This is a genomic window from Acetobacter fabarum (genome assembly GCF_011516925.1).
In the GTDB taxonomy this organism is placed as follows: Bacteria; Pseudomonadota; Alphaproteobacteria; order Acetobacterales; family Acetobacteraceae; genus Acetobacter; species Acetobacter fabarum.
In genome coordinates this window covers 25,742-38,237 of record NZ_WOTG01000005.1, presented here as the reverse complement: position 1 = coordinate 38,237, position 12,496 = coordinate 25,742, and the positions used below count along the sequence as shown (strand labels likewise).

At 57.6% G+C, this 12,496-nt stretch carries 9 protein-coding genes; 4 read left to right on the top strand and 5 right to left on the bottom strand.

What is annotated here, in order from left to right:
* Positions 1 to 109: 109 nt before the first annotated feature.
* Positions 110 to 2,011 (top strand): acyltransferase family protein, encoded by a 1,902-nt coding sequence (locus tag GOB83_RS08010; protein WP_165925720.1) that lies wholly within the window; start codon positions 110 to 112, stop codon positions 2,009 to 2,011.
* A gap of 86 nt (positions 2,012 to 2,097) precedes the next feature.
* Here GOB83_RS08010 and GOB83_RS08005 read toward each other — a convergent pair whose 3' ends face one another.
* The 3 genes from GOB83_RS08005 to GOB83_RS07995 are packed head-to-tail and all read right to left on the bottom strand — an operon-like array spanning position 2,098 to position 6,322.
* Positions 2,098 to 3,324 (bottom strand): phosphoglycerate kinase, encoded by a 1,227-nt coding sequence (locus tag GOB83_RS08005; RefSeq protein ID WP_165925719.1) that lies wholly within the window; start codon positions 3,322 to 3,324, stop codon positions 2,098 to 2,100.
* The gene (gene gap / locus GOB83_RS08000; RefSeq protein WP_086646905.1) at positions 3,324 to 4,346 is read right to left on the bottom strand and encodes a type I glyceraldehyde-3-phosphate dehydrogenase; all 1,023 of its coding nucleotides are present in this window, start codon (positions 4,344 to 4,346) and stop codon (positions 3,324 to 3,326) included. Before gap ends, GOB83_RS08005 begins: the two co-directional genes overlap by 1 nt.
* Positions 4,347 to 4,366: 20 nt before the next feature.
* On the bottom strand, positions 4,367 to 6,322 hold the full coding sequence (locus tag GOB83_RS07995; protein WP_165925718.1) for a transketolase-like TK C-terminal-containing protein: 1,956 nt from the start codon (positions 6,320 to 6,322) through the stop codon (positions 4,367 to 4,369).
* A gap of 254 nt (positions 6,323 to 6,576) precedes the next feature.
* Between GOB83_RS07995 and GOB83_RS07990 the strand changes: the two genes are divergently transcribed.
* On the top strand, positions 6,577 to 7,053 hold the full coding sequence (locus tag GOB83_RS07990; protein ID WP_086646903.1) for a hypothetical protein: 477 nt from the start codon (positions 6,577 to 6,579) through the stop codon (positions 7,051 to 7,053).
* 61 nt (positions 7,054 to 7,114) lie between these two features.
* Complete coding sequence (gene hemA, locus GOB83_RS07985) at positions 7,115 to 8,428, top strand: 5-aminolevulinate synthase (RefSeq protein ID WP_095349529.1); 1,314 nt, start codon at positions 7,115 to 7,117, stop codon at positions 8,426 to 8,428.
* Positions 8,429 to 8,491: 63 nt separating this feature from the next.
* Here hemA and GOB83_RS07980 read toward each other — a convergent pair whose 3' ends face one another.
* Positions 8,492 to 9,652: a methyl-accepting chemotaxis protein gene (locus tag GOB83_RS07980; RefSeq protein ID WP_206752411.1), complete on the bottom strand. Its 1,161-nt coding sequence runs from the start codon at positions 9,650 to 9,652 to the stop codon at positions 8,492 to 8,494.
* Between the two features lie 355 nt (positions 9,653 to 10,007).
* Positions 10,008 to 10,784: a DsbA family protein gene (locus GOB83_RS07975; RefSeq protein WP_086646901.1), complete on the bottom strand. Its 777-nt coding sequence runs from the start codon at positions 10,782 to 10,784 to the stop codon at positions 10,008 to 10,010.
* Positions 10,785 to 10,977: 193 nt separating this feature from the next.
* On the opposite strand from GOB83_RS07975, the gene GOB83_RS07970 reads away from it, so the two are divergent.
* Positions 10,978 to 12,414, top strand: a complete 1,437-nt coding sequence (locus GOB83_RS07970) for a gamma-glutamyltransferase (protein WP_086646900.1) — start codon at positions 10,978 to 10,980, stop codon at positions 12,412 to 12,414.
* The last annotated feature ends 82 nt before the right edge of the window (positions 12,415 to 12,496 follow it).

Here is a 12,496-nt window from a genome sequence, read left to right as displayed (position 1 = left end):
TATGCCGACACCGAATAAAACCGGATTTTTGTTGTAAGGAGAGGGAGGGTGCAGGAAGCGAGCATAAAAACCCTCCTTTTTACGCATGGCTGAGGAATATGAACGTCGTATGATGCGTTATAGAAGTGATATTGACGGCCTGCGCGCGCTTGCAATTCTTCCTGTTGTTTTCTTCCATTATGGACTTAAGCATCCCTTTAACGGCGGGTTTGCCGGGGTTGATGTTTTTTTTGTTATTTCCGGTTTTTTGATTACCCGGCACATCAACGATGCGGTGGAGCAGGGGCGGTTTGATATTCTTGATTTCTATAACCGTAGAATTCGCAGAATATTGCCTGCGCTGTTTTCAGTTCTGGTGGTCTGCTTTGGTGTGTCCACACTCACGCAAACGCCACCGGAGGTTTATAATACAAGTCGTGGAATCCTGTGGTCCATACTTTTTGCATCGAACATTTTTTTCTATAGCCAGAGCAGCTATTTTGATTCCTCTTTGCAGGCTAACCCCCTTTTGCATACATGGTCACTCTCTGTTGAGGAGCAGTTTTATATAGTTATTCCTTTTTTGATCTATTTTTCCAAAAAAGTTCTAAAAATACCTTTAAAATTCATAATTTTATCTCTTCTGGCGTTAAGTTTTTCTGCCTGCCTGGTCGAGGTTTTTTACGATAAACCCGCAACATTCTACCTGCCGCAATACAGGGCGTGGGAGTTTCTACTGGGGTCTGTTGTCATGCTTGCCACGCAGCCAGCTGTTCTGGCCAGAAGCCGGGTGACAAAGCTTGTGTTGGAAAGTTCTGGGGCTGTTGGTCTTGTTTTTATTCTGGCCAGTCTGTTCGCGCTTAACAACAAATCGCTCTTTCCCGGACCGGGGGCTTTGGGGCCATGTCTGGGGGCAGCTTTAGTCCTGTATTCTGGTAGCCAGCAGCGCACGGTTGTTGCTTCTGCCCTTTCCTACAGGCCGTTGCGGTTTATTGGCCTTGTTTCCTACTCGTTATACCTGTGGCACTGGCCGATATGGGTCTTTTTTTCCATGTACGACAGACCCAATTTCTGGACAATCCCGTTGCTGCTGGGGGCTGCTTTTGGGGTCTCTGTTCTGTCATGGCGGTTTATTGAGCAGCCATTCCGCACAAGGCCATTCTGCTTATCCGCCAAAAGCACAATAGGCGTCATGGGGGGCGTTATGGTGCTCATGGTGCTTCTGGCTTTTGCAAGCAGCAGGCTTAATGCAACACTATGGCATTACAGCCCTGCTGAGCAGAAGGTCATGTCCTATATGGCATACAAGCCGACTACAATGCGGACTGGCACATGCTTTATTGACCGGAAGACCGAAGATATTGAGGCATATAAGGCCGCACATTGCCTGGATGTACAGGCAGGTCAGCCGAACTATCTGGTTCTGGGGGATAGCCATGCGGCAGACCGCTGGTACGGGTTGCAGCAGAGTTACCCCAACATCCATTTTCTGCAGGCAACAGCGCCAAGCTGTGAGCCTGTTCTGGGCAAAAATGGCGGCCAGTGTGGTGCTCTCCTGCACTATATTTTTGAAGATTTTGTGCCGTCTCATCATCTGGATGGCATTATTCTTTCAGCAAACTGGCTGGAGCACGATTTTAACAACATTGTTAAAACAGCACAGATGCTCAGGAAGTATACAGACCGCGTTATTGTGCTTGGCCCAAGCCCGGAATACGACCAACCTCTGCCATTGCTGCTTGTGCGGGCGATGGTAAAAAACAATATGGATCTGGTTTTCAACCACATTCTGCAGGACCGGAAAAAACGGGACCAGATGCTTGCCGCCCGGCTGAAGGGAACAGGCATTGAATATGTATCGGTGTACAACATTCTTTGCCCCGGCACTGTGTGCCTGACAACGGTCAACAACAACGTGCCGGTTTTATTCGATGCGGACCATTTTACAGCCGAGGGTTCGGTTTCTCTGGCCAAAAACATGCCGCTGTTTGGCCAGACACACGACAATGCTGGCGAGGCTTTGCCGCACTAAGGTTGTCTGTGGGTTTTAAAATGAGATCAGGCGCTTGCGGGTTACAAAGTAAGCCACAAGCGCCTGATATGGTCTGGTCCTGCGCGTTAGATCGGCAGGGTTTTTTCCAGCGTGGTGCTGATTGCGGTCAGGCCCGGCAGAATCTTGCCTTCAAGCCATTCCAGAAAAGCGCCACCAGCGGTCGAGACATAGGTCATGTCATGCAGCACACCCGCATGGCGCAGGGCGGATACGGTATCCCCCCCACCGGCAACGGTTTTCAGCTGGCCAGCCTTGGTCAGTCGGCCAGCTTCCTGTGCCACGGCATTTGTGCCCTCATCAAACGGAGGCAGTTCAAACACGCCCAGCGGGCCGTTCCAGACCAGCGTTTTAAGCCCTGCCAGCTTGCTGTTGAGCAGCTTGACCGTTTCCGGCCCCACATCAAGCGCCATCCAGCCATCGGGAATGGCGTTGGATGGCACGGTGCTGGTGGGGGCTCCTGCCATGAAGTCTTCGGAGATGATCATGTCAACCGGCAGGATCAGGTCGCAGTTCTTGGCTTTGGCCTGCGCCATAATCAGGCGGGCCGTGTCCAGCATGTCCTCTTCCTTGAGCGATTTGCCAACGCTCAGGCCCTGAGCTGCCAGAAACGTGTTGGCCATGGCGCCGCCAATAGCCAGCATGTCCACCTTGTCCAGCAGGTTTTCGAGCAGCTGGAGCTTGGTGGAAATCTTGGCTCCGCCCACAATGGCCCCCACGGGGCGTTCGGGGTTTTCCAGTGCTGCGTACAGGGCCTGCAGCTCCGCTTCCATCAGTCGGCCACCAAAGGATGGCAGATGGGTGGCAATCCCGGCCGTGGAGGCATGGGCGCGGTGTGCGGCGGAGAACGCATCGTTCACATACACATCGCCCAGATTGGCAAGTGCTGCGGAAAGTTCTGCGTCATTACGTTCTTCACCGGGCTGGAAGCGGGTGTTTTCCAGCAGCAGAACGTCCCCGTCATTCATGGTGCGGGTTGCGGCTTCTGTTTCAGGCCCAATGCAGTCATGGGCAAAACTGACCGGGCGACCCAGTGCCGTGGCCAGTGCCGTGGCAATGGGTTTGAGCGACATGGCCGGTACAACCTGGCCCTTGGGCCGGTCAAAATGGCTGAGCAGAATAACCCGCCCGCCTTTTTCCGCCAGTTCCCGAATGGTGGGAACGACCCGCTCAATGCGGGTCTGATCGGTAACCTGTCCGTCCTTCATGGGGACGTTCAGATCCACGCGGAGCAGGATGCGCTTGCCCTTGGGGTCCAGCGTATCCAGCGTGGCAAAGGGGAGATTGGTAGCCATTAGAGCGATCCAAACAGGGCTGCCGTATCGGACATACGGTTGGAGAAGCCCCACTCGTTGTCATACCAGGAGCACACGCGCACCAGCTTGCCGCCATCGACCAGTGCGGTCTGCGTGGCATCAAAGGTGGAGGAGGCAATGGCGTGGTTGAAGTCGGAGCTGACCAGAGGGGCTTCGTTATAGGCCAGTGCGTTCTTCATTTTGCCGGAGTCCACAACGGCCTTGATCGCGTTGTTGACCTCTTCCACGCTGCCGGGAGCCGTTTTGGGCACGAAGTCGAGCGAGACGACGGAAACATTGGCCGTAGGCACACGGATGGCCGTGCCATCCAGCTTGCCCTTGAGCTGCGGCAGAACCAGACCCACGGCGCGGGCTGCCCCTGTGGAGGTGGGGATCATGTTCATGCCTGCGGCACGGGCGCGGCGCAGGTCCTTGTGCAGCGTGTCCACCGTGCGCTGGTCGCCGGTGTAGGAGTGGATGGTCACCATGTAGCCACGTTCGATGCCAAAGGCGTCTTCCATCACCTTGGCAATGGGGGCCAGGCAGTTGGTGGTGCACGAGGCATTGGAGATGACGGTCATATCCGATGTCAGCACATCTTCATTCACGCCGAAGACGATGGTTGCATCCACATCCGTTGCCGGGGCGGAGACAATAACCTTGCGTGCACCAGCAGCCAGCAGCAGGCCTGCTTTTTCCTTGGTGGTGAACAGCCCGGTACATTCCATGGCCACGTCCACGCCTGCAAACGGTACCTTGGAGGGGTCACGCTCGGCGGAAACGGTAATCGGGTCCCATGTGCGGCCATTGGCGGAAATGACCAGCTTGCCGTTTTCCACCCGAACGTCCGCAGGCAGGCGGCCGTGCACGCTGTCATAGCTCAGGAGGTGGGCGTTATCTTCAACGCTGCCCAGATCGTTAATGGCTACGGGCACAACGTCGGTGCGTCCGCTTTCAATAATGCCGCGCAGCACAAGGCGACCGATACGACCAAAGCCATTGATGGCGATTTTGACTGCCATGGGATGTGTCTCCGTACTTTTTATGATCTTGTTATCGTTAGTGACATGTCCAGGGCTTCCAGCCGGGACGGGGGTGGGGCGGTAGGGGACGAGTCCTTTTGCGCTCCAGATGCAAGAAAACGTGCAAGCACTTTCTCGCAGATCGCTCCAGCTGTAATGCCAAAGCGTTCATACACCGCGTTGGCAGGGGCGGATATGCCAAAATCATCCATGCCAACGAAAATTCCATCTGCTCCCAGCCAGCGTTCCCAGCCAAAGCTGCTTGCGGCTTCTATTCCCACGCGCAAACCCTCCTGCCCCAGCACGGCTGTGCGGTAGGCGGCTGGCTGCTGTGCAAAAACCTCCCAGCAGGGGATGGAAACAACAGCCACGTTCAGCCCCTGCTCGGCCAGATGCTGCCCTGCCTGCGTGGCAATGGCAACCTCGGGGCCGGATGCCATGAGCGTGACGTGCCGCTCCCCCGCACCACAGCTTATAAGGTAGCCGCCATGGGATGGGCCGCCGTAATGCCCGGCCCGCCGGGCTGCGCGTGGCGGTGGGGGGTGTGGGCACAGGATCAGCAGGGCCGGGCCTTGCGGCCAGTTCAGGGCAGCCTGCCAGCAGGCAAAGGTTTCATCGGCACAGGCCGGGCGGAAAACGGCCAGATGCGGCATGGCGCGCAGGCTGGCTAGCTGTTCCACAGGTTGCCAGCCGCCGCCGTTATCGCTCAGGGCCAGCCCGTCATCGGTTAGCAGGTAGAGCACCTTGCTGCGCATGAGTGCCGTCATGCGCAAAGCCGAGCGCATGCGGTCAATGGTCATCATCCCGGCTACGCCGCAGGGCAGAATACCCCCGTGGCGGGCCATGCCGTTGAGCATGCCCGCCATGCCATGCTCCTGTATGCCACAAGGTTGCGCGGTATTGCTGAAGGGGATGGGCAGGTTGGCCCGGCGTGAACTTCTGGTGCTGGAGGTGGCGGCCAGAATGGCCACATCCTGCCGGAGTATTGCCAGTGAGCGCAGCCCGGCAAAGGCTGCCTGCTGGGATGAGCCATCGGGGGCTGCGCGCATGGTCTGGCGCCAGAGCCGCCCCCAGTCCTCCCGCATGGTCTGGCGGGCCTTGCCGGACTGTTCACGCTCAAAATCCGCACGGGCGCGGTGCTGGGCCAGCCTGCGCAGCCAGGAGCGGCGGATGGAGCCACCACGCCGGGCGGTGGGGCTCCATGGGCCGGTCAGCTCCTCCTCCGCTGGCAGGTCGGGCAGGGTGGCGCAGCATTCGGGCATACAGGCAACAAGGGTCGGTTTTCTGGCCCGCAGCGTGGCCTGTAGCGCTGCCATAATGCCACCAAGGTCATGGGCACGCACTTTGCGCACACTCCACCCCGATGCCCCAAACCGGGCCAGTGAGTCCGAAAAATCAGCCGGGTCGGTCAGAGGGGAGGGGCAGACAAGTACGGCCATGCGGTTCAGGCCAAAGCGGCTGGCCAGTTGTGCGGCTTCCAGCGCAACACCTGTGGCCAGATCACTGTCACGCGCCAGCACCCATGTGCGGTGGTTTACAAGGGAGCGGCCATAGCGTTTGGCCAGATGCTGTTCGGCCAGCGCCATACCGGCCGCCGCAGCCATGCCCTGCCCCGCTGGGCCTGTGGCAATTTCCACGGCCGGGTGCTGGCCATATTCCAGCGTTGGGCTTAATTCCTGCGCGCCGACGGGGGCAGTCAGGCGTAACATGGCGGCCAGCAGGGGCAGCATGGCGGAAGAGGGTACTACGCAGCGGTCCCTGTCCGGCCATGTGGGCATTGCGGGGTCAAAGCGGAGAATGCGGCACCATAGCGCTGTCATGGGCAGGCACATGGTCTGGAGTTCGGTCCGGGTGTCCTCTTCCGTGGTGGCGGAGGCCAGAAGCGCGCGGGCTGCCTTGTCCATACGCAGCACAAGGGCGTCCTGCGTGTGGGAGGCGTGTGGTATGGTGTGGTCTGTGGAAGATGTGCCGGCCATCAGCCCTGTGTTTTGCCCAAGGGAGTGCAGTACAGAAGTGCCCCGTGCAACCCGCCCGGTGCCGCTGGGTAGTTAACCAGAGAGCAAACGGTACCCGCAAGAGGCAGTTTGGCGGTCGAATACGCGTTTTGCAGCCGGGTTACAGGCGTAAGGGCTTGCGCCGGGCGCGTGGGAGCGCGAAAGAAGGGGCGGATACCTTGTAAAATACGTGCGTCTGGTGCGCTGCCTTGTTTCAAGTGGAGAGTGGTCCGGTCATGCTGTCTGTTTTTCATGCCGCAAAAGGGGGGCGCGCTGTTGGGGCGGCGCTCTCGGTCTGCCTGCTGGCGGGCATGGTCGGGTGCAAACCGCTGGACCAGAGAACGTTTGACCCTTCCGCCAGCGTTGAGCCCAAACCGTATATTCCCCCTCCTCCTCCCGGTCCGCCACCCGTGCCGCCCCTGATTGAGCTGGTGGCGGGCACGCCACAGGCGGAATGGAAGGCGCCGGTGGACCAGATTGCGCACAAGGCTCTTGCGCGTAAAAAGGAAGTGCTCTTTGTTGTAAGCTGTCTGGTGCCACCACAGGCCGGGCAGGAGGCGGAACAGACCGCCTTGCAGGAGCTTGTCCAGCATGACGGACACGCCATTATGCAGGAACTGGTGGACGCAGGCGCGCCCGAAGCACAGGTGGAAATGTCCGCTATGCCGGATTCGTCGGTGACGAAGCCCACCATACGGGTGTATGTGCGATAGGTTACCGAACCGAAACGCAAAAGTACGAAGACAAAAGGCCAGACGGCCGATGGGTAAGCCCATGCCCCGACCGTTTCTGACGAGAAGCGAGGAGAAAACAAGCGTGGGAGCGATCAAGAACGCCCGGCATCCATTTTACGAACACTGTGAGGAAGCGCTGGGGCGGATCAAGCAGCAGGGGCGTTACAGAACCTTTACGCCACTTGCGCGTCAGGCAGAACGCTTTCCCCTGTATGAGGAATACGTGGCCAACATGCCCGAAGGGCGTGAGGTTATCGTCTGGTCCACAAACGACTATCTGGGCATGGGTGTAGTGCCCGAAGTGCAGGATGCCGCCATTGCCGCCATTCGCGAGCATGGCGCAGGAGCGGGGGGCACGCGCAATATTGCTGGCACCAGCCCGCTGCATAACCAGCTGGAAGCCGAACTGGCCGCCCTGCATGGCAAGGAAGCCGGGCTGCTCTTTATTTCGGGTTATGTGTCCAATCAGGCCAGCCTACAGACAATCCTGACGTCGATGCCCGGCTGGATCTGTTTTTCCGACCGCCTGAACCATGCCTCCATGATTGCGGGCATCAAGGGTGCGCGTGGCTCCCAGACCGTTATTTTTGAACATAACGACCTGCAGGACCTTGAAGCCAAGCTGGCCGCAGCCCCGGCTGATGCCCCCAAGCTGATTGCGTTTGAGAGCGTGTACTCCATGGATGGAGACATGTCCGACATTGGCGCGATCTGTGCTCTGGCCAGAAAATACAATGCCCTGACCTATCTGGACGAAGTGCATGCCGTAGGGCTGTACGGGCAGGAAGGTGGCGGCGTATCGCAGCGCGATGGTGTGGCCGATCAGGTGGACATTATTGAGGGCACGCTGGCCAAGGGCTTTGGCGTGCATGGGGGCTACATTACCGCTTCGGCCGAAATTGTGGACTTCCTGCGCTCAACGGCATCGGGGTTTATTTTCACCACAGCCCTGCCGCCATCCGTGGTGGGGGCGGCGCTGACCAGCGTGCGCAAGGTGCGGGCAGAAAACTGGCGGCGCGAGTCCCTGTTTGAGCGTGTGCATACCATGCGCCAGCGCCTGCGGGCTGCCGGTGTGCCCTTTACCATGACGCCAAGCCATATTGTGCCCATTCCCATTGGGGATGCCGAGCGCTGCAAGCGGATCTGCCGCCGTCTTCTGGTGGAGTTTGGCCATTATGCAACGCCGATCAACTACCCGACCGTGCCCGAAGGCACCGAGCGCCTGCGCCTGACGCCCGGACCCTTCCATACGGATGAGATGATGGACGATATGGTGCGCGCACTTGCACATCTTCTGCGCGAGGAAGGGGTTATTCCCCAGCCGGTTGCGCAAAAGGTCGAAAACGTAGCCTGAGGCAGAACCGGCCCTGTTCTGGTCTGAACTGTTTAAAAACCCTCCATGAAAATGGAGGGTTTTTTATTGCAGGTTATAATGTGCTGGCAGGCTGTGCATGTTACTTGTCATTTGCGCCAGTTCTGAAACATTGATGAACAGATTGTCGCAGATCGCGTTGGTGTTATGCACTGTTTCGTTATTCTGGGCGGTGGAGACATTGAGTTTCTGCATAATCTGGTGCAGTTGGTTAATTTCTTCTTTTTGCACCAGTGCGGTTTCTTCAAACTCTTTAAAGGAACGCTTTATTTTTTCAACGTGGTGAATAATGCCGGCCAGTGTCTGGGAGTTGTCGCACATGGAGCCGGAGCAGGTATGTATGGAATCCTGCAAGTAGGAGATAAGTGTTCTGGTGCGGAGCAGAGATTCCGATGTCATGTGTGACAGGCTACGGATTTCCTGCGCAACTACACCAAAGCCAGCACCATAGCTGCCAGCCTTGGAGGCTTCTATGGTTGCATTGATCCCCAGAATATTGATCTGGGAAGAAATGCTTTTCATGATATTAAGAATTTTACCAATATCTTCTGATGCTTCCGATATTTTTTTGAATTTTTCTATGGTGTCGTTAATTTTTACGCATGATTCCCGTATGCTGGTGGACGCATGTTGAATATAATTTCTGGATTCTTCCATTTTTATATTCTGGTCTTGGGTTTTTTCTATGGTTGATTTTATGCGTTTGTCAGATTCCTGCAAATGCTGGTTTTGCGTGCGGTTCCGCTCCGAAAGGTTTTCGGACTCATCCCTCAGGCTGCGGGATTCCGCACTGATCGAATGGGTTGCGGTCTGGATTTTATGCAGTGTTTCATGCAGCGTTATGGTTCTGGTCTGGAGTGTATCTGAAATACGATTGCTGTGGAGGTAGGACATCCGCATAAGGTCAAACGGAGTGGCCGTGCCAACGTAGCACTGGTTATGTGTAATTATAAAAGATTTGTTAATGTCGGATATTTTGTTGTTCAGAATCTTTTTTGTAAAATCCAGAATGGGCGTTCTGGCCTCCACCATAAGTGGGCTATCATCCATCAGCAGTGTAACAGGGCGTTTGTGATACAGGGCGTATGAAAACGGACTGGACATAAGGGAAAGGAACTTTTGCCTTTCCACCACGCCAACGGGAATATTCCTGGCGTTAATAATGCAAATATGATGGGTGTCTGGATGATTTTTAAAAATCTCCATGACGGCACTTCCGGATTCTGTCGGGCTGAGTCTGAATCCGTCTTGCGCGAGGGAACCCATGCTGTGCTGGTCGAATGTTTGCGGCAGGGTCATTTGTCTATTTTTTGGTTAAAATAAAAGGGTTTTTGAGCGTAGTGCCAGTTTTTGCGAAGGGTAAAGTGACAGTTTTGTGTCGCTCCGCTGGCCGCCGTGTTGACGGATTGCGGGAGAGAACTGCAAATCCGTCCATTTCAAACAGGTTTTAAAAAAGTGAAGTCTATAAAATTAATATGAAAGTTTGGTAAAAAGTCTGTGTCATAAAAAGGTGGTATTACCATCCGGGCACAGGTATGCCCGGATGGTGTGCCTATGGCGGTTAGTGCGCCTGCTTCAGCTTTTCAACCGCAGCTTTCAGGTCGTCCAGAGAGACCGCGCCGGGAATAATCTGCTGTTCGCCAATAATAAAGGTAGGCGTGCCATCCAGATCAATCGAGCGGGCAAGGGCTACGTTCTGTGCCAGTGCTGTGGCTACGGCGGGGCTTTTCATGTCCTTTACCAGCCGGTCCGCATCCAGCCCGGCCAGTGCCGCTGCATGGCGGATACGTTCCATGCCGGGGGCGGAGGTGTCGGCCATAAGAGCCTGCTGGAACGGCTTGTAGGCATTCTGCAAACCGGCGGCCACAATAGCCTGGGAATCCAGCACACTGTTCGGCCCCAGTACGGGAATGACCTTTTCCACCAGCTTCAGGTCCGGTTCAGCGGCAACCAGTGCATCAAGGTCTGGCAGCACCTTGCGGCAGTAAGGGCAGCGCGGGTCATAAAACTCGACAATGCTCAGCTTGCCGTGGGGGTTGCCCAGAACAATGTCGCTTGTGCTGTTGCCAAACTGCGCCTTGTTGTGGCGGACAACATCCAGTGCGGATGTCGCCTTCTGCTCTGATGCCTTGCTCTGCATGGCTGCCACGGCATCGGTCAGGATTGTGGGGTCGGTTTTAAGCGCATTGCGTACGATCGAGACAATCTCGGCCCGCTGGGCGGGGGTAAAGCTGCCATCGGTTGCAGCATGTGCGGCTGTCTGGCCGCCCAGTGCAAGCAGGGTTGCCAGAGCGCCTGAGGCTGTCAGACGATAGAAAGATGAGATCAGTTTTTGCATGGTGTCCTTATCCGTAAAACAGGACGCTACGGTGCCCGCCCGCTTGGGGCAAGGGAATACACAGAGTGTTCTGCAACAAAGGTGCCACGCAAGTTGTGTTGCTGATAGCCCCAAAGCAGGGTAATCCAGCTATGAGATTAAAGTACAAAAACGTCTGCCCGCCGGACGGGCCCAGAAGTGGAGAGCGCTAGGCGTGGCTGCCCGATTCAACAAACACCGTTCTGTCCTGCCCCGCACCGGCTTGCCCGGTCGTGCCCGCGCGGCAGCGCTTGCTCTTGCCCTGACCAGCACACTGGCGGCCTGTGGGGGGGCGGATGACCACGTGAACCAGCCGGTTGTCAGCGGGTTTGTCGGGGCTGTGGCGGCGGATGAACCGCGCGCGGCTCTGGTCGCGCGGGACATTCTGGCCAAGGGTGGCAATGCGGCGGACGCAGCTGCGGCACTGGGGCTTGCGCTTTCGGTTTCCCTGCCATCGCGCGCCTCCCTTGGTGGGGGCGGGGCCTGCCTTGCATGGCGTCCGGGTGAGCCTGCGGGACAGGCGTTTGTTTTTGTGCCTCAGGGTGCTGCCCAGACCAACGCACAGGCAGACCGGCCTGCATCCGTGCCCCTGCTCGCGCGTGGGCTGTTCCTGATGCAGATGCGTTATGGCAGCGTGGATTTTGCAGACCTTATTGTGCCTGCGCGGAATCTGGCCTCCCGCGGGGTGCCCGTCGGAGGGTTGCTGGCAGCGGATCTGGCGGCTGTTCAGTCCTCCCTTTTGGCGGATGACAAGGCACGTGCCGTTTTTGGTAACGACAGCGGGCATGTGCTGGCAGCAGATGACATACTGGTGCAGACCCGTCTGGCGGGAGCACTTGAGCGCATGCGCATTGCCGGGGTGGGTGACCTGTACACAGGCGCTCTGGCCCAGACCTTTATTGAAGGGGCGCAGGCTGCGGGTGGTGGCCTGTCCTCTGCCGACCTGCGAGGGGATGTTCCCGTGGCCGAGCCCCCGCTTACGGTGCATGCCCGTGGGCTGGACATCAGTTTTCTTCCTCCCCCAGCCGATGGCGGGGTTGGCATGGCTGCGGCCTATATGGCCGGTGGCCGTGGTGGGGAGCGTGTTGTAGCGGCATGGCGGGCGCGCCAGAGCGGCAAGGGCAGTGCGACCATGGTGGCCGATGCACAGGCACTGCTTAATTCTGGCAGCCTCTCCTCCGGCGGGGCGCTGCCTGCGCTGCCAGCCTCCACCTCCTTTGTTGTGACCGACCGGCAGGGCCAGACCGTGGCCTGCGCACTGAGCATGAACAATCTGTTCGGCACAGGGCGTATTGCAGGTTCGACCGGCATTGTGCTGGGGGCTTCTCCCGCACAAAGGCCGCTCCCCCTGCTGGCAGCGGGTATTGTGCATCAGGGCACGGATTTCCGCGCGGCCGCTACGGCCTCGGGGCAGAATGTGGCGGCTGATACGGCGGCCATTGCCTTGCAGGCAGCGGTTGCAGGCGTGCGCCCGCAGGTGACCAATGGCAACGGGCGGGCCAACTTTGTGTCCTGCCCTGGTGGGCTTTCTGGTGGGGCTGGCCGGTGCTTTGGCTGGACGGACCCCAGAGGAGCCGGCCTTGCGGTGGGGAGCACCCCTGTCGCGCACTAGGTCTGGCGTTATAAAAATCAGGGGTGGCGTGCTGGAGCAGCATGCCGCCCTTGCTATGTTTTTCTTTTGTTCTATAATAGAA